14 protein-coding genes and 1 pseudogene are annotated in these 18,786 nt (G+C 44.2%); 8 read left to right on the top strand and 7 right to left on the bottom strand.

The genetic code is table 11. The annotated features are described in order from the left end of the window. Positions 1–297: 297 nt before the first annotated feature. The 3 genes from ilvC to FTU00_RS02180 all read right to left on the bottom strand — a co-directional run bounded on the left by ilvC (position 298) and on the right by FTU00_RS02180 (position 3,636). A complete protein-coding gene (ilvC, locus tag FTU00_RS02190) occupies positions 298–1,314 on the bottom strand; it encodes a ketol-acid reductoisomerase (protein ID WP_005232140.1) in 1,017 nt (338 codons plus the stop codon). Positions 1,315–1,420: 106 nt separating this feature from the next. After that, complete coding sequence (ilvN, locus tag FTU00_RS02185; RefSeq protein WP_004782091.1) at positions 1,421–1,912, bottom strand: acetolactate synthase small subunit; 492 nt, start codon at positions 1,910–1,912, stop codon at positions 1,421–1,423. Continuing rightward, positions 1,909–3,636, bottom strand: coding sequence for an acetolactate synthase 3 large subunit (locus tag FTU00_RS02180; RefSeq protein WP_004782089.1), 1,728 nt, complete (start codon positions 3,634–3,636; stop codon positions 1,909–1,911). The genes ilvN and FTU00_RS02180 overlap by 4 nt, the downstream gene beginning before the upstream one ends. A 681-nt stretch (positions 3,637–4,317) precedes the next feature. Here FTU00_RS02180 and FTU00_RS02175 point away from each other — a divergent pair. The 4 genes from FTU00_RS02175 (at position 4,318) to holA (ending at position 9,154) form a co-directional block, all read left to right on the top strand. After that, positions 4,318–4,668: a DUF4124 domain-containing protein gene (locus tag FTU00_RS02175; RefSeq protein ID WP_180178984.1), complete on the top strand. Its 351-nt coding sequence runs from the start codon at positions 4,318–4,320 to the stop codon at positions 4,666–4,668. Between the two features lie 121 nt (positions 4,669–4,789). Beyond that, positions 4,790–7,411 carry a leucine--tRNA ligase gene (leuS, locus tag FTU00_RS02170; RefSeq protein WP_180178983.1) on the top strand — a complete coding sequence of 874 codons (2,622 nt, stop codon included), beginning with the start codon at positions 4,790–4,792 and terminating at the stop codon, positions 7,409–7,411. 201 nt (positions 7,412–7,612) lie between these two features. Further along, the gene (locus tag FTU00_RS02165; protein WP_004782084.1) at positions 7,613–8,146 is read left to right on the top strand and encodes a hypothetical protein; all 534 of its coding nucleotides are present in this window, start codon (positions 7,613–7,615) and stop codon (positions 8,144–8,146) included. 9 nt (positions 8,147–8,155) lie between these two features. Beyond that, positions 8,156–9,154 (top strand): DNA polymerase III subunit delta, encoded by a 999-nt coding sequence (gene holA, locus FTU00_RS02160; protein WP_180178982.1) that lies wholly within the window; start codon positions 8,156–8,158, stop codon positions 9,152–9,154. Here the strand turns inward: holA and FTU00_RS02155 are convergent. After that, positions 9,151–9,600 (bottom strand): annotated as a pseudogene (locus FTU00_RS02155) (bacteriohemerythrin). The gene holA and the pseudogene FTU00_RS02155 sit on opposite strands and share 4 nt — an antisense overlap. A 602-nt stretch (positions 9,601–10,202) precedes the next feature. Between FTU00_RS02155 and FTU00_RS02150 the strand changes: the two are divergent. The 3 genes from FTU00_RS02150 to FTU00_RS02140 are packed head-to-tail and all read left to right on the top strand — an operon-like array spanning position 10,203 to position 14,978. Beyond that, positions 10,203–11,576: a MacA family efflux pump subunit gene (locus tag FTU00_RS02150; protein ID WP_166136352.1), complete on the top strand. Its 1,374-nt coding sequence runs from the start codon at positions 10,203–10,205 to the stop codon at positions 11,574–11,576. Positions 11,577–11,578: 2 nt separating this feature from the next. After that, complete coding sequence (locus FTU00_RS02145; protein ID WP_180017189.1) at positions 11,579–13,555, top strand: MacB family efflux pump subunit; 1,977 nt, start codon at positions 11,579–11,581, stop codon at positions 13,553–13,555. Between the two features lie 10 nt (positions 13,556–13,565). After that, positions 13,566–14,978, top strand: a complete 1,413-nt coding sequence (locus FTU00_RS02140; protein ID WP_180178981.1) for an efflux transporter outer membrane subunit — start codon at positions 13,566–13,568, stop codon at positions 14,976–14,978. 54 nt (positions 14,979–15,032) lie between these two features. Here the strand turns inward: FTU00_RS02140 and FTU00_RS02135 are convergent, their stop codons facing one another. Together FTU00_RS02135 and FTU00_RS02130 are read right to left on the bottom strand one after the other, a co-directional pair. Then, positions 15,033–16,847 carry a tetratricopeptide repeat protein gene (locus FTU00_RS02135; RefSeq protein ID WP_180178980.1) on the bottom strand — a complete coding sequence of 605 codons (1,815 nt, stop codon included), beginning with the start codon at positions 16,845–16,847 and terminating at the stop codon, positions 15,033–15,035. 102 nt (positions 16,848–16,949) lie between these two features. Next, entirely contained in the window at positions 16,950–17,720 is a 771-nt protein-coding gene (locus FTU00_RS02130) for a ThiF family adenylyltransferase (RefSeq protein WP_004782076.1), read from the bottom strand. Between the two features lie 198 nt (positions 17,721–17,918). On the opposite strand from FTU00_RS02130, the gene FTU00_RS02125 reads away from it, so the two are divergent. After that, entirely contained in the window at positions 17,919–18,167 is a 249-nt protein-coding gene (locus FTU00_RS02125; protein WP_180178979.1) for a hypothetical protein, read from the top strand. Between the two features lie 35 nt (positions 18,168–18,202). Here FTU00_RS02125 and orn read toward each other — a convergent pair whose 3' ends face one another. Next, positions 18,203–18,757 (bottom strand): oligoribonuclease, encoded by a 555-nt coding sequence (gene orn / locus FTU00_RS02120; protein ID WP_004782074.1) that lies wholly within the window; start codon positions 18,755–18,757, stop codon positions 18,203–18,205. Between the last annotated feature and the right edge of the window lie 29 nt (positions 18,758–18,786).

Here is an 18,786-nt window from a genome sequence, read left to right as displayed (position 1 = left end):
AAAACAGCTAACCACAAACTTAATGAAAGCCAACTACCCCACAATACATCACGATAAATAATTGTTTGGATTTGCTGCCATGAAGTTTTGGTATTTTTTAATTCGAATGCATATTGCTCAAACTCTTGATCACCTACTCCTACTTCAGTCCAAGCATAGATATGATTTTCTATATTAAAAATTCAGTTCGATCTTTCATCTTATCTTTTTATATTTATTTAAATTATTATTCGACTATATAAAAAAAACCCACTCTAGTGAGTGGGTTTTCGCATTCAAATCAAATGATTCAAGAAATTAGTTTTTCTCTTTATCAACGATTTTGTTTGCTTGAATCCATGGCATCATTGCACGCAATTTAGCACCAGTTTGTTCAATACCGTGTGCAGCGTTTTGACGACGACGAGCAGTCATAGATGGGTAGTTCAACGCACCTTCCTGGATAAACATCTTCGCATATTCACCAGATTGGATACGTTTAAGCGCATTACGCATTGCTTCACGAGACTGTTCGTTGATGACTTCAACGCCAGTTACGTATTCGCCGTATTCAGCATTGTTAGATACTGAGTAGTTCATGTCAGCGATACCGCCTTCGAACATCAAGTCAACGATCAATTTAAGTTCGTGTAGACATTCGAAGTAAGCCATTTCAGGCGCATAACCAGCTTCAACCAGAGTTTCGAAGCCCATTTTAACCAGTTCAACAGCACCACCACAAAGAACCGCTTGCTCACCGAACAAGTCAGTTTCAGTTTCTTCACGGAAAGAAGTTTCGATGATACCAGTACGGCCACCACCTACGCCTGAAGCGTAAGAAAGCGCAACGTTACGTGCATTACCAGAAGCATCTTGGTGGATCGCGATTAAGTCAGGAACCCCTGAACCACGTTGGTATTCAGAACGTACAGTGTGACCAGGAGCTTTAGGCGCAACCATGATTACGTCTAGGTCTTTACGTGGAACAACTTGGTTGTAAAGAACAGAGAAACCGTGAGCAAATGCTAGAGTCGCGCCTTCTTTGATGTTTGGCTCGATCACGTCGCGGTAAAGTTGAGCTTGGAACTCATCTGGAGTCAAGATCATGACTACGTCAGCTTGAGCTACAGCAGCAGGAACTTCAGCAACTTTAAGACCAGCGTTTTCAGCTTTTTTCCAAGAAGTAGAATTCGCGCGTAGACCAACAGTTACGTCAACGCCAGAATCTTTAAGGTTAAGCGCGTGTGCGTGACCTTGTGAACCATAACCAATGATTGCTACTTTCTTAGATTGGATAATAGATAAGTCGCAGTCTTTATCGTAAAAAATTTGCATTGCTGTCTCCGCTTAAATGCTTGTGTGTCCGTTTCATCAGGCAATGATCCTTGATCACATTGCCTGAAGCCCCTTCTTATTAGGATGAGGAAATAATTTAAAAAATTTAGATGGTTAGTACTTTTTCACCGCGTGCGATACCCGACACGCCTGAACGCACCACTTCCAAAATCGTGTTTTCTGCTAATGCATCAATAAAACCGTCGATTTTTTCAGTCGTACCCGCGATTTGAATCGTGTAAGTTGTTGGCGTTACGTCAACCACCTGACCACGGAAAATATCGGTCGTACGTTTGATTTCATCACGGGTTGCACCTAAAGCTTTCACTTTGATCAGCATCAACTCACGTTCAATGTGTGCACCTTCAGACAGATCCACCACTTTAACCACTTCTACCAGCTTGTTCAGCTGTTTAGTGATCTGTTCGATCTTGTGATCATCACCATAAGTCGTCAAAGTCAGACGTGAAAGTGTTGGGTCTTCAGTTGGCGCAACGTTCAATGTTTCAATGTTGTAGCCGCGTTGTGAGAATAAACCCACCAAGCGAGAAAGCGCGCCTGCTTCGTTTTCTACGAGTACAGAGATAATATGTCTCATTTCGTGCGCTCCCCTTTTGCTAACCACATATCCTGCATCGATTGACCCGCAACCAGCATTGGATATACGTGTTCTGTACGGTCAACCATTACGTTAATAAATACGCACTTATCATTGATTGCCATCGCTTCTTCAAGCTTAGACTCAAGCTCGTCCGCATGGTCAATCTGAATACCTACATGACCATAAGCTTCCATCAATTTTGCAAAGTCAGGTAAAGACTCTACATAAGAGCTAGAGTGACGACCTTCGTAGTTCATGTCCTGCCACTGTTTCACCATACCTAAGGCACGGTTGTTCAGGCACAGGATTTTCACGTTCAAGCCATATTGCTTACAGGTAGAAAGTTCCTGAATACACATCTGAATAGACGCTTCACCAGTAATACAAACTACTTGCTGATCCGGGAATGCAAGCTTAGCCGCCATCGCATATGGCAGACCTACACCCATCGTACCTAGACCACCAGAGTTGATCCATTGACGAGGACGCTTGTAGCGATAGTGCAATGCGCCGAACATCTGGTGCTGACCAACGTCAGACGTGATGATCGCTTCACCATTGGTGACTTTGTCTAGAGCACGAACCACTTGCTGTGGCTTCATAGAACCATCAGTTGGTACATCAAACTTCAAGCCATGAACCTGACGCCATTCATCAATCTGTTTCCACCATGCCGCAATCGCTTCAGGATTTGGCTTGGACACATTCATTTGCTTCAACTGGTTCAGCATTTCGTTCAGCACAGGTTCTACTGCACCCACGATTGGAATGTGCGCCATGATGGTTTTAGAAATGGTCGCCGGATCGATGTCAATGTGAATGACTTTGGCATTCGGACAGAATTTCGCCGGGTTATTGGTTACACGGTCATCAAAACGCGCGCCTACACACAGAATTACGTCTGCATTGTGCATGGTCATGTTTGCTTCGTAAGTTCCGTGCATACCCAACATGCCGATGAACTGTGGATCATCGCCCGGGAATGCGCCAAGACCCATCAGGGTATTCGTAACTGGGTAACCCAATAGATGTGCAAGCTCAGTTAATTGTGCTGAAGCATTGCCCTGAACCACACCGCCGCCTGAGTAAATGACTGGGCGTTTCGCATGAATCAGTTCATCAATCGCTTTACGGATTTGACCTGAGTGACCACGATATGGTGGTTGATACGAACGCATCTTCACTTTTTCAGGATATTCGTAAGCAAATTTCTCTGCTGGGTTGGTTGCATCTTTAGGAATATCAACTACAACTGGACCTGGACGGCCAGATGACGCGATATAGAATGCTTTTTTGATAATTGAAGGAATTTCGCTGGCATGGCGAACCTGGAAGCTGTGCTTCACGATTGGGCGAGAAATACCGACCATATCAGTTTCTTGGAACGCATCCTCACCGATTAAATGGCTTGCAACCTGACCAGACAGGATCACCATTGGAATGGAATCCATATAAGCCGTTGCAATTGGTGTAACAGTATTGGTCGCACCTGGGCCAGAAGTGACCAGCACAACACCAGTTTTACCTGTTACGCGTGAGTAAGCATCCGCCATGTGACCGGCAGCTTGTTCGTGACGTACGAGGTAATGATTAATTTTGTCTTGTTGAAATAGCGCATCATAAATATGCAGTACTGCGCCGCCTGGATATCCAAAAACATGTTCAACGCCTTCATCCGCTAATGCGCGAACGAGCATTTCACCACCAGATAGAAGTTCCAACGTGATTCACCCTATATTATTCACTGCACAAATGGGAGACATTTGCAGTGTTCATTCATTAACTGTCTGCACTGTTATAGCACACAAATTTCATAGTTTTCAAAGCAATAGGAATAAAAAATCCGATCTACCTGCTGTTCGAGCAATACAAGATCTAAAACATGTTGGGGTAAACATATTTTGTTCGCTTTGTTCAATTTTTCGGCTAGAAAAATTGCCCATTGCATGACATGACACTTATTCGAAGGGTGATCGATCTAAGGCATATAAAACTATTGCTGCATTCTTGTGTTTTCAGCCTTTAAAGTCAAGTTTAAAAAACAGGCTATTATTGTTTATACGTCTGAAATTTGCTGCTTTTACAGACAATTTCGACTTTAACTATGATTTTTAGCTTTAAAATTTTAATTTAAATTAATAAATTTCATATACTTAAAACTTTAATTTTATAAATTTTTAATATGTCTTATATAAAAAAATTGAATGAATTTTTAAGAAATTCAATGCAACTGTTTATAAATAAATTTCTTTTTATATAAAATTACTCTTTTTTAGCATTAGCTTGAAACATAAGACCGCTATTGATCACAAAATTAATTGAATTAAAAATCATCTTATGGCAAAAAATTCTCTACAATAACAACTCTATTTAACCGCTTGAAATTTTCAGGACTTTTACTCATGAAAAGATCTTTCCTGACCGCATTAAGTTTTGCCACTACGCTTGTTTTAGGTGTAGCAAGCAGCTCTGCTTTAGCGATTGAATATTATAAATGGGTCGATGCCAAAGGCGTGACTCACTACACTAAAACCCCGCCTCCTAAAAATGCCAAGCACAAAAGCAAAGTAGAAACCTATGGCTGGAACAATTCCGCCCCTACCCCAGCAAGAACAACCGAAAATGAGAACCAGACCGAAACGGGTAACTCAAACTCATCTGCAGCTGTGCCTGTCGTTTCTGAAAATGAGCAGCAACAGCGTGAAGCCAATGAAGCTTTACAACGTGGTCAGTCTGAGCGTGTAGCCTTCTAATCATACTCGTCTGCCAATTTAGATTTTTCCTGCAGAATACCATCCGCAAAATTCACTTTTAGGTGCATTTTGCGCTATGCTGTGCCTTATATTTTTTTAACCGTTCTCTTGTATTACGTATATGACTACTCACATTGACTCAGAATATCAAGCCAGTGCGATTGAGCCTCAAGTCCAACAGGACTGGGAATCTCGCAAAGCCTTTAAAGTTGCCGACACTGTAGAAGGTCCACGTCGTTATATCCTCTCGATGTTCCCTTACCCAAGTGGCAAACTGCATATGGGTCATGTGCGTAACTATACGATTGGTGACGTGATCAGCCGCTTTCACCGTCTAAAAGGCGAAACTGTATTACAACCCATGGGTTGGGATGCTTTCGGTCTTCCTGCGGAAAACGCTGCCATTGCACACCAGGTCGCTCCTGCAAAATGGACTTTCGAAAATATTGATTACATGCGTAATCAGTTGAAGAAACTTGGCCTGTCTGTAGATTGGGATCGTGAATTCGCAACCTGCACACCAGAATACTATCGCTGGGAACAATGGCTATTCGTTCAGCTTTATAAAAAAGGCCTGATCTACCGTAAACTTTCTACAGTCAACTGGGACCCAGTAGACCAAACAGTTCTTGCCAATGAACAGGTTGAAAATGGTCGCGGCTGGCGTTCAGGTGCATTGGTTGAAAAACGTGATATTCCAATGTACTACTTCCGCATCACTGATTATGCGCAAGAATTACTGGACGATCTTGAAACACTGAAAGACGGCTGGCCACAACAAGTCCTGACTATGCAACGCAACTGGATTGGTCGCTCACAAGGTATGGAAATCACCTTCCCTTCAGCGAATCCGGAAGTCTATGCAGACGGTTTAACTGTATTTACCACGCGTGCCGACACATTGATGGGTGTAACTTATGTTGCAGTTGCAGCAGAACACCCAATGGCGTTAAAAGCTGCGGAAAATAATCCTGAGCTTCAAGCATTCATCGAAGAATGCCGTATGGGTTCTGTGGCAGAAGCGGATCTTGCGACTGCTGAGAAGAAAGGCATGGCAACAGGTCTTTCTGTGAAACACCCTGTAACAGGTGAAGAAGTTCCTGTTTGGATCGCAAACTACGTGCTTATGTCTTACGGTTCAGGTGCGGTGATGGCGGTGCCTTCACATGATGAACGTGACTTCGAATTTGCCAATAAATATGGCTTAACCATCAAGCAAGTGATTGATGCCAAAGGTGCAGAAAATACAGACTTTGACGCAACTCAATGGCAAGAATGGTACGGCTCTAAAGACGGTAAACTGGTTAATTCAGGCGAATTTGACGGTTTAGACTTCCAAGGCGCATTTGATGCATTCTTGGCGAAACTTGAACCACAAGGTCTTGCGAATGTAAAAGTTCAATTCCGTCTACGTGACTGGGGTGTATCTCGTCAGCGTTATTGGGGTTGTCCAATTCCAATGATCAACTGTGACAAGTGCGGTCAAGTGCCGGTACCTGAAGATCAACTTCCTGTGGTACTTCCGACTGACGTTGTTCCAGACGGTTCAGGTAATCCACTAAACAAGATGCCTGAATTCTACGAAACCACTTGTCCTTGCTGTGGTGGCGATGCGCATCGTGAAACAGATACATTAGATACATTTGTAGAATCATCTTGGTACTATGCACGTTATGCATCTCCAGACTTTACAGATGGCATGGTAAAACCTGAAGCAGGTCAAACTTGGCTTCCTGTAAACCAATACATCGGTGGTGTTGAACACGCGATTCTGCACTTGCTCTATGCACGTTTCTTCCACAAATTGATGCGTGACGAAGGCGTGGTACAAGGTAACGAGCCGTTCACTAACTTGCTCACTCAAGGTATGGTGCTTGCGGATACCTATTACCGCGAATCTGAATCAGGCAAGAAAACATGGTTTAACCCTGCCGACATCGAACTTGAACGCGATGAAAAAGGCCGTATCACTTCTGCGAAATACAAAGGTGATGGTCAGGACGTCATTGTTGGCGGTCAGGAAAAAATGTCGAAATCGAAAAACAACGGTATCGATCCGCAAGCGATTATTGACCAATACGGCGCAGACACTGCACGTGTGTTCATGATGTTCGCAGCCCCACCTGATCAATCACTTGAATGGTCTGATGCCGGCGTTGAAGGTGCAAACCGCTTCCTGAAACGTGTATGGCGTTTGGCAACCGGTTTCCTTGAAAAAGGCAATGCTGCGACTGAATTCGATAAAGCCGCTCTTTCTACAGCTGCGCAAGATTTACGTCGTAAGACTCACGAAACCATCCAGAAAGTGGGTGATGACATCGAACGTCGTCACGCATTCAACACTGCGATTGCAGCAATGATGGAACTGTTAAATGCGAACAACAAGTTTGAAGCGAAAGATGATAATGACGTTGCTGTAGCACGTGAATCAATCACTACGCTTCTTACTTTATTGGCACCATTTGCACCGCACTTAAGCCAGACTTTATTGGCTCAGTTTGGGATTGAGTTAACTCAAGCGCAGTTCCCACAAGTGGATGAATCTGCATTGACTCGTAATACACAAACCATCGTGGTTCAGGTGAACGGTAAACTTCGTGGCAAACTTGAAGTGTCTGTAGATGCATCTAAAGATGACATTCTTGCTCAAGCCAAAGCCTTGCCTGAAGTTCAGCAATTCTTGACTGGTCCAACCAAGAAAGAAATTGTGGTGCCGAATAAGTTAGTGAACTTGGTGGTTTAATTTAATCCCCCTAAATCCCCCTTTATAAAAGGGGGACTTCCCAACTCAAATAAGAAAATGAGGTCTCCTCCCTTTTTTAAAGGGAGGTAGGGAGGGATTAAAAAACAATTCCAAACAAAGCCCGTTGCCAGCCAACGGGCTTTGACTTTACAATCCGGTTCAGGATTTCAAATATTTCCCTGAGGGAAAAAGAGGATACTCATGCATTTAGGCAAACGTTTAGCAGCAATTGTTTTAACTTGTGGTCTAAGTGCAGGCCTCGTTGGCTGCGGCTTTCATTTAAAAGGAACCAATCCGAGTTCCGCACCTGTAGCTTACTCAGTCATGAGTCTGGCCCTGCCTGACAATACTGAAGATCTTCAGGAAAAACTGGCTGTTTATCTGGGTGCTGCTGGAGTACAGCTGAGTAATGCACCTGATGCTTATGTCTTACGTGTCCTAGATTACACCCCTCGCCGTCTAGAATTGAATGGCAAACTGGTGGAAACCTTATTGCGTCTGAATGTGACTTTCCGAATCGAAGATGCACAAGGCAATCCGGTGACTGAACCTCGTACCGTAATCGCGACCCGTACCTATCAATATGATATTGAAACCGTGAATACGGATGACCAGGAACAAAAATTCTTAAATCAGGTCCTGATTGATGATGTGGCCCAGCAGATTGCCCGTCAAATTTCATCGAATCGTTTGCCATTGGCAAAACCAGAAACTTCGACTCAACCAGCCCAATAAGACGACCCAATGAAACTTGACTACCTCCAGGCATTAAAACGTGTCAATGAAGCTCGCGGTGCCTGGGTGTTGCATGGTCAGGAGCCTTTACTGGAACAGAATCTGGTAGATGCTTTCCGTAGCAGCTGGCAAAACCGTGAAGTTGAACGCCAGCGTTATGATATTAGCTCTGCCTCTGACTGGAAAAATGTCTTTAATGCTTTAAACAGCCTGTCATTATTTTCTAGCCAACTGGCAATTGAAGTGCATGGCAATATCAAACCGGATGCCAGCGGTCTCAAACTATTAAAAAGCTATCTGCAGCAGGACAGTGATAATCTGCTCTTGGTGGTCATGCCGAAGCAGGATGCCAGCAGCCTGAAATCCAGTTTTTTTCAGACCATTGATGCCAATGGCGTAAATGTATCACTGGTAGCGAACTACCCAAAAGATCGTCAACAGATCCTCGGGATTGAAGCGGAAAAACTGGGAATTAAGCTGGCCAATGACGCCTGGCAATGGCTAGAGCAGCATCATGAGCACAATTTGCTGGCAGCCAAAAATAGCCTGATGCGCGTAGCAGACACCTTTGCTGAAGTGGATATCATCCAGATTGACCATCTATATGCCTGCTTGCAGGATCAGTCCCGTTACAGCACCTATGATCTGAGTGATGCCTTGCTGAATGGGAATCTGGCGCAATCAATTAAGATCTTTCAGTATCTAGTTGCGTCTGGTGAACCGATGAGTCTGATTTTGTGGAGTATCAGTAAAGAAATGCGTCTATTGATGCAATTATTTGAACAGCCACAAAATGCCTTACAAATCGGTATCTGGAAAACTAAAGTGAGCTTATATCAGCAAGCCTTGCGTCGTTTAAGTCCACAGCGCTTTTTAAGCTGGCCTCAGCTTTTGATCCGGATCGATGCTGCAATCAAAGGGATGTCCAGAGAGAACCCTGAACATCTGATCTTGCAGGCCATTGCTGAAATGTGCGGTCAAAGCTTGTTTGCATCCTCGAGTGCCTAACTAAAGAAACGCGCGAACCAGCCTTTGCCTTTTTTCTTCTCCTGCGTTCGCAGGTAGCTCAGCATATTGTCCCGTACTGCTTCGACATAATCCTGATCATCGTGCTGAATATGGTTGATGAGCCATTTGGACAGAAGAAGATACAAATCTTTTTCAATGGACTGACCTTGCTCAAACTTCAGACGATAATCATTCAATTTTTTGACAAATAATTCATGTATGCCGCGATGTGAGGGCAAATATTGATAACTCACCTGTTCCAGCAGGTTTTCCTCAAAGCTGAAATGTGACTGGGTATAGTCGATCAAATCATCTAAAACCTCCCGGATTTTATCGCGATCTCCGGTACTTTTGACCTACTCTAAAGCATTTATATAGTCCAGAATCTGGCGATGTTGATGATCAATCACCTCAATTCCAATATTGTAACTTTCATTCCATTCCATCTATGAACCTCATCAATTTACTTAGTAAAGTCGTATTATTTTTTCGCTCATTAAATAAGCATATTCTCTTAATGAATAAACCCATATTTTTTTTATGGAATTAAATATTACAAACTTTATTTGCTTAAATCTATATGTAAAACATAGATTTTTTAAATTTTAATAGAACACATCATTCGAAAAATTAGATTAAAAAATAAAAGAGGTTGGCTTTAGCGCAGAATTATTTTTACAACAAATATCATTAAAAACTTCCATGATATTGAGCAGCACTATGGCGTATTTTTATCAGCAGTTTAGTGGCCAGCTTTTTGCATGCAGTCTATCTGAGAAGTACTTTATACTCCCATGAAGATTTAATTGATTCATCATATGATCAATATTTTTTGGATAGCTAAATCGTATAAAATTTCACCTAAAAAAAGATAATTCTAATAGGAATAGTTCAATGAATCCCTTATATAAAATCAGGTTTTATCTTATATGCTTTTTTAAACCAGGCAGTGGAAAATAGTTCTCATTTTAAATAAAAAAAATTCACGTTTTATCCTAATTTCGCTTTTATAATCAACTGTTATCCTACGACCCGAATCTGAATCCATATGCCAAAAATAAAACCTACGAAACTCATTATGGCGATTGTAATTGCCATCCTGATGGCAGTCACTGCCTGGTATTTTCTGAAACCAAAAGAGCAGCAGCCACAATACATTACAGCTGAAGTGACCCAAGGGGATATTGAAAATTCGGTACTGGCAACTGGTGTACTTGAAGCCACCAAAATGGTCAGTGTCGGTGCCCAGGTTTCGGGTCAGGTTAAAAAAATGTATGTGCAACTCGGCGATCAGGTCAAACAAGGCCAGTTAATTGCCCGAATTGACTCTGTTCGTCAGGAAAATGATTTAAAGACTGCTGAAGCCAGCATTAAAAACCAGATGGCACAGCTTGCCGTGAAACAGGCCAACCTTGCCAAGGTGGAAGCCGAGTATAAGCGTCAGCAAGCCATGTATGCCCAAGATGCAACCTCGCGTTCAGAACTGGAATCTGCATTAGCCAGCTACAAAACCGCTCAGGCAGATATTACTGCGATTAATGCACAGATCGAACAGTCACGTTTAACTTTAGCCACTGCGAAAGAAGATCTCGGTTATACCCAAATTGTGGCACCCATGGATGGAACCATCGTAGCGATCGTGACTGAAGAAGGTCAGACTGTAAACGCCAATCAAAGTGCACCAACGATTGTGAAACTGGCGCAGCTGGATACCATGACGATTAAGGCTGAAATTTCTGAAGCCGATGTCATGAAAGTTCAGGAAGGCCAGACAGTGTATTTCACTACTTTAGGGAATACTGACAAGAAAATTTACGCGAAACTTCGTCAGGTTGAACCTGCACCAAATTCAATTAATACCGAAACCAATACTTCAAGCTCGACTTCAGGCTCTGCAGTGTATTACAACGCCCTGTTTGATGTACCGAATGAAGATGGCAAGCTGCGCATTGATATGACGGCGCAAGTCTATATTGTTCTTGATGAAGCACGTAATGTACTGACTGTTCCAGCGGCTGCCATTCAAGGTTCAAACCGTCCACAACGTCCGAATCGTGGTGAAGGCTCTCGCGGCGCCGGTGACCCATCTGCACGTGGCGAAGGTCAGGATCAAGCCCGTGGCGATAGTAAACGTCTGGAAGGTGACCGTCCTCCTCGCTTAGAACTTTCTGATGCTGAACGTGCCCTGATTGAACAAGGCAAAGCTCAGCGTGCCATGGTTCGTGTATTGCAGGCAGACGGTACAGCAAAACCAACCCCTGTCCTGATTGGTCTGAATAACCGTGTTACTGCACAAGTGATCAAAGGCTTGAAACGTGGTGATCAAGTTGTGATTGCAGATGGCTCTGATACTTCTAATGACGGTGCTAAACGTGGCGGCAGTGGCCGTGGTCCTGGTGGCGCCGGCCCAATGAGAATGTAAGCATGAATCAACAACAGCAACCTCTACTCGAGGTCAAGAATCTGGTTCGTGAATTCCCTGCGGGTGAAAGCACGGTCCAGATTTTAAAAGGGGTCAATCTGGAGATTTATCCGGGCGAACTGGTCGCCATTGTCGGTCAGTCCGGTTCGGGTAAATCCACCCTGATGAATATTCTGGGCTGTCTGGATAAGCCGACCAAGGGCAGCTATAAAGTTAAAGGCCGTGAAACCCGCGAACTTGAAGCTGATGAACTAGCGCAGTTACGTCGTGAATATTTCGGCTTTATTTTCCAGCGTTATCATCTGCTCAGTGATTTAAGTGCGGCAGGTAACGTCGAAGTTCCTGCAATTTATGCCGGTGCAGATTCAGATACCCGTCACGAACGTGCTGTCAAATTACTGACTGATTTGGGCTTGGGTGAAAAAACCCAGAACCGTCCGAGTCAATTGTCTGGTGGTCAGCAGCAGCGTGTTTCGATTGCCCGTGCCCTGATGAATGGCGGTGACGTGATTCTTGCCGACGAACCAACCGGTGCACTGGATAAGAATAGCGGTATTGAAGTGATGCGGATTCTGCGTGAGCTGAATGCCAAAGGACATACCATTATTCTGGTCACACATGATCATAACGTGGCAAAAAATGCGACGCGTATTATCGAGATTTCAGACGGGAATATCATTTCAGATAAACCGAATATGCCTGAAGTTGATGATGGTTTCGAGAAAAAAAATCTGGTCCGAAATGAACAGAAGAAAATCTCGAGCTGGCGTTCTGCAGTAGACCGTCTCGGTGAAGCTTTCCGTATGGCCTTATTGGCCATGAATGCGCACCGGATGCGAACCTTCCTGACCATGCTCGGGATTATTATCGGGATCGCGTCGGTTGTTTCAGTCGTTGCGCTGGGTAACGGTTCACAAAAGCAGATTCTGGAAAATATCAGCAGTCTCGGGACCAATACCATTACCGTGTTCCAGGGCCGGGGCTTCGGGGATAATTCACGATCCTCCCAATCTAAGACGCTAATTCCCGCTGATGCCGATGCACTGGCAGAACAGCCTTATGTGGATGGGGTCAGCCCATCGGTCAACAGCAGTGTCACTGGACGCTTCAAAGAGATCGAAGCATCGACCACTGTCAACGGCGTTAGTGAAGACTTCTTCTATGTCAAAGGTATGACCTTTAAATCAGGTCAGCCATTTGATAAGGAAAGTATCACTGAGCAGGCGCAGGATGTGGTGATTGATACCAACACCCAAAATACTTTCTTTGCGGATGGCACCAATCCTGTCGGTCAGGTACTGCTCTTAGGCAGTGTACCGAGCCGGGTCATTGGCGTCATTGATGCGCAAAAAGGCATGATGGGGAATAATGATAGCCTGAATGTGTATCTGCCCTATTCTACCGTCATGAGCCGTATGCTGGGTCAACCGAATGTGCGTCAGATCATTGTGCGTATTAAGGATGAATATCCAAGCGCAGCCGCGGAAAATGCCATTTTGAATTTACTGGTCCAACGTCACGGTGCGCAGGATGTGTTTACGCAAAATGCAGACAGTATCCGTGAAACGATTCAGCAAACGACTCAAACCATGACCTTGCTGATCTCTGCGATTGCGGTGATTTCTCTGGTCGTCGGTGGTATTGGTGTAATGAATATTATGCTGGTTTCCGTGACTGAACGTACTCAGGAAATCGGGGTACGGATGGCTGTGGGTGCGCGCCAAAGTGACATTCTGCAGCAGTTCCTGATTGAAGCTGTTCTAGTTTGTATTCTGGGCGGTATTTTAGGCGTATTGCTGTCACTCGGTATCGGTCAGCTGATTACCCATTTTGCTGGAGGAACCTTCCAGATGGCATACTCGACCACATCGATTGTCGCGGCCTTTGTCTGCTCAAGCCTGATCGGTATTGTGTTCGGCTTTATCCCGGCACGTAATGCAGCCCGTTTGAATCCGGTCGATGCACTTTCTCGAGAATAAGGAATCTGATATGCATACTCTTACCAAACTTGCCAGTGCCCTGATTCTAGGGAGTTCATTGGTTGGCTGTGCGGCCGTAGTGAAAACGCCGTATGAACAGCCTGCTGTACAGGTGCCTAACAACTTTCAAAACAGTAAAGCTGTAAGCCAGCAAATCCATGCTGATATTCTGGCAGATCAATGGTGGACTCTATTTAAAGATCCGCAATTGAATAGTCTGGTAAATGACGTACTGGCAGCCAATAGTGATCTGGCCGTTGCCGGGATCAATTTGCAGCAAGCCCGTATTCAGGCCAGACAGACACAAAGTCAGCAAGGTGTACGCATCAGTGATGCGGGATTAACCACGCGTAGAAGCTTTGATCTGGAAGATGGCAGCAGTTCATCCGGTTTTGGGGTTAATTTCCCTGGCTTAAGCTATGAACTGGATCTGTTCGGTAAATTGGCCAATCAGACTGAAGCAGCACGCTGGGAAGCCCTGGCATCTGAAGAGGACTTGCAGGCGACTGCACAAAGTCTGATTGGTACGACTGCTCAACTGTACTGGCAACTGGGTTATCTAAATGAACGTTATAGCGTAGTTCAACAAAACCTGGCGACTGCACAGCGTACGTATGATCTGGTCAATGTCCAGTATCGCGCCGGGGCAGTATCTGGTCTCGATCTGACTCAAGCTGAACAGGCGATCCAAAGCCAGCAAGCGACCTTAAGTCAGATTGAACAGCAACGTGTGGAAACGCGTACGGCGCTGGCAGTACTCATGAATATGCCTGTGCAACAGCTTTCGATTCAGGAACCTAAACGTTTACCGAATATTACTTTACCGTCGATTGAAGCCGGCTTACCTGCTAGCCTTCTCTCCCGTCGTCCTGACTTGAGAGCCACTGAACTGCGTTTGCGTAAAGCCTTGGCCAACAAGGATGCCAATAAAGCCAGTTATTATCCTTCGATCAGCCTGACTGGCAGCCTAAGTACCGGTGTGGCTACCAGTTCATCATTGTCAGATGTACTTAAAAATCCGGTGGCAACCTTAGGCGCAGGACTCAGCCTGCCATTCCTACAATGGAATGATATGAAACGTGATTTACAGGTGAATGAGCTGGAATATGAAAAAGCGATTATCCAGTATCGTCAAACCATGTACGAAGCTTTTGCTGATGTAGAGAATGCCTTGTCTAATCGTACTGAACTCACCAAACAGGTTGCGTTACAACAGCGTAACGTTGAACTGGCTGAACGTACTGAACGTTTGACCGAAGTGCGTTATCGTAATGGTGCAGTAGCATTGAAAAATCTGCTGGATGCACAGGAAACCACGCGGAATGCCCGTCTGTCTTTAGTGCAAACCCGCCAAAGCCAATACAATGCTTATGTGACCCTAATGCAAGCTTTGGGTGGTAGCCCGATCAAACAACTGCCTTAAGTATTTAGCTCAATAAAAAACCGCTAACTAACAGCGGTTTTTTATTTTTGAAGTTTACATATGCAGATAAGCATTTACATTGTTAAGCTGTTCAATAGAAGGCTCATGTCCTAATAGACTGCCTTTTTCCAGCCATTCACGGGCAATTGCAATATCACGTTCTACACCAATACCTTTGGTATATAAGCGCCCCAGATGACTATAAGCATCGGCATTCACCTGCGCAGCCGCTTTATGGTAGCACTGGATTGCCTGATCCAAATTGGCTTCAATACCAATTCCTTGTTCCAAAGCTTCACCTAAAGCATTTAGTGCGAGACCATTATGCTGGCTCGAAGCCTGTTCCAGATATTTTAGTCCTAAAGCCGTATCTTGCTCCACCTTCTTGCCCTTTAAATACATCATGCCCAATTCGGCCTGTGCTTGTGCATTTCCCAATTGAGCTGCCTGATGCAGATAACGTTTGGCCTGTTCCTCATTCACTGCAAAGACTGGATAAAGACCACTATAAGCCTGATACAAATACCAGGCAGCCTTACTTGAACCTTTCGCCACCGCCTGATTCAAATATTGAATTGCTTTTTCTCGTGTCGGTAGTGGATATTCAGGCAAGCCATAAAAACGTCCCACTATATAAATCAGATCAGCTTCAGACTGTGCTGCAAGTTGCTCTTGCTGTGCAATTTCCTGAATCATTTGGGTAGCTTTAGCCGTATCTTTTGCTACACCTACTCCGTTTAAATAGCAGAGTGCCAGGCCCATCTGACTCAAGCGATGATCAGGATCGCTTTGCAAGGCATGTTGATAGAGTTCAAATGCTTTCTGCGGTTCATGTGCGACCAGATAGGATTCAAAATATAGTGCGGCAATCAGACTCAAGGCCTGTGGATGCTGGGTTTGTGCTGCTTCAGACCAGTAGCGAAATGCCATGGTTTCATTTTTTTGTACATACCAGCCATGAAAATAAGCCAGCCCGATCAAAGTTTTGGCCTGTGCATCTTTATGTTCTTTGGACTGCTGTAATAGATGCTTAAACACCCGTTGACGTTGATCAGGATCAATAGTACCGAGTAACACGCCGGCATAGTAATCATATAAACCACTCTGATCACCGAGATGAATACAGCGTTTAATGAAACTCAAAGCCTGCTGTTGATCTTTGGGCAAGATTTTGTCATTTGCATAGGCTTCGGCAATATCCTGATTGGCCGCCAAGTGGTCCTGCTGTGCTGCCAGAAACAGATAGTGAATACCCAGACTTAAATCTTGCGCTGCACCATCTGCCAAATAATATTGGGCTAACTGATACTGTGAATTGGCATGTCCCTGCTCGGCATTTTGAATTAACAGTTGCAGACGTTGCTGTTCTGCAGTGTCATGGTCAGATTCAGCCAGCTCAGTGATGCGATACTGCGCATCCAGATGACCACGCGCGACCGCATGCCGATACCAGTACAAGGCTTTTTCAGGATCATTTAATTGGTATTGATGACCATCATAGATCTGGCCTAAATGATAGGCCGCATCCTCACCACCTAAACTATAAGCTTTTTCAAGAAAACTAATCGCTTTTTCTGTGCTCTGCTCACAGCCCTGTCCGTTTAAGTGCATTAGGGCCATGCCCACATAAGCCTGCGGCAATTCCTGCTGCTGGGCCAGCCCCTGATAAATTTGATAGGCACGTCCATAGTCCGGGTGATGCGGATCCGTACTTAGACGGGTTGCATACTTCAATTGAGCATCAATCTGTTCAATCCATAGATCATGATGCACGGCTTTGGCCTGATCACGTTTCACCGGATCAGGACGTTTCCACATCCAGATTGCTAAAGCCCCAATCCCCAAAACCAGCACTAGCAAAAACCACATAGCTGCTCCAAAACCAAAAGATTGTTTTTGTTATATGTATAAAAATTCATTTTAAACTTAGCATAAAAAAAAGCACAGATCGTGTGCTTTTTTTTGACTCAATCAGGCTTTAAGTCTTTTACTATCGAGCTTTTTCAATACTTCCGATACCGCAACCATGGCGAAGCTAGATGTCACTACCACTGCAGACCCATAACCACCACAGCGTAAGCCTGCGCTTGCACAAACATCTGCACTCGAGAATGGGTTATCGATAGAGTAGACACAAGTGATGCCAAATTTTTCTTTTGGCTTTTTACAGATGCCTTTAGCACGTAATTGCGCACGTAATTTTGCCAGCATTGGATCCTGTTCGGTTCTGGATAAATCGGCAACACGGATTTTTAAGGGATCCAGTTTACCGCCTGCTCCACCGGATACAATCAATGGAACCTTGTTAAAACGGCAATGCAGCATCAAGGCAAATTTCGCTTTGACGTCATCGATACAGTCCAGAATGATGTCAGGATTTCCTGACAGAATTTCTTTCACATTTTCTGGCGTCAGATAATCGTCAATCAGATTGATCTTGATGCGTGGATTAATCGAACGGCAGCGTTCTGCCATGATTTCGATTTTTTCACATCCTAGTGTCGCCGTCATAGCTGGTAACTGACGGTTAATATTCGATGCTGCGACCACATCCATATCGACCAGTGTGAGCTCACCAATCCCGGTACGTGCCAATGCTTCGACTGCCCATGAACCAACACCGCCAATTCCGATCACCATCACGTGACTGTTTTCATAATGATGAAAGCTATCGTCACCATAAATTTTGGCTACACCCGCAAAACGGCGGTCATACTCATCATCTTGAAGCAGATCAGTCATAGGTCATCAATAGCAAGAAAAACACCAGAGCATTTTAGCAAAATCATGGACACTTTACTGCCACTAAAATTCAGATACAAAATCAGTCAAAAAAGCTTTCTTGTGCCATCGTTAACACACGTAAAATCGATCAAATTACAACCATCATAAACTTCACAATATTTCAATTATTATTGTCCTAAAGGGAGCCAGATCAGCATGCTATTTAACGCCCTTTTTGCCCTGATGGTTTTCCTGTTCCTGCTCTATCTTTACGGTTTAACCTTTAAAAAGCAGAAAAATTATTATCTCAGTATCATGATCCGTATCCTGACTTTGGGATTATTTGCTTTGATGATCTTGGATCAATATGAAACCCAAACCCATCTTGCTCTGGTGCTTCTGACCTGGGTACTGTTTGAAAGCAGTGAAAACTTTTATCACAAGAAACTTTCTGCCAAGCAATAAAAAAGAAGCTTTCGCCTCTTTTTTATTTGCTCGGATTATTTATTCATAATGAAGAAATATTCACGATAATATTTCAGTTCAGCAATCGAATCACGGATATCATCCATCGCTAGATGCGAAGCATTTTTCTTCAGACCACTCATGATTTCAGGGCGCCAGCGTTTTGCCAGCTCTTTTACTGAAGATACGTCTAGATTACGGTAATGGAAATACTGTTCCAGTTCAGGCATTAAACGGTGCAGAAAGCGACGGTCCTGACAGATCGAGTTACCACACATCGGCGATACTTTTGGATTGACCCATTTTTTCAGGAATTCAATCGTTTCACGTTCTGCATCCTGAGCAGTCAATTTACTGCGGCGTACACGCTCAATCAGGCCAGACTGACCATGCTGGCGAGTATTCCACTCGTCCATCGCATTCAGGATACGGTCAGATTGATGCACAGCTAGCACGGGCCCTTCGGCAAGAATATTCAGGTTATCGTCCGTTACAATCGTGGCAACTTCAATAATCTGGTCATTATCTGTATCCAGACCTGTCATTTCCAGGTCAATCCAAATCAGGCGGCTATCCGGGGTGCTGCTCATAAATGTGCAATCTTATTAGGCTATAAAAC

Source organism: Acinetobacter sp. YH12041, assembly GCF_013419975.1.
In the GTDB taxonomy this organism is placed as follows: domain Bacteria; phylum Pseudomonadota; class Gammaproteobacteria; order Pseudomonadales; family Moraxellaceae; genus Acinetobacter.
The sequence above is the reverse complement of the archived record's forward strand: the minus strand, read 5'-3'. Positions and strand labels throughout refer to the sequence as shown.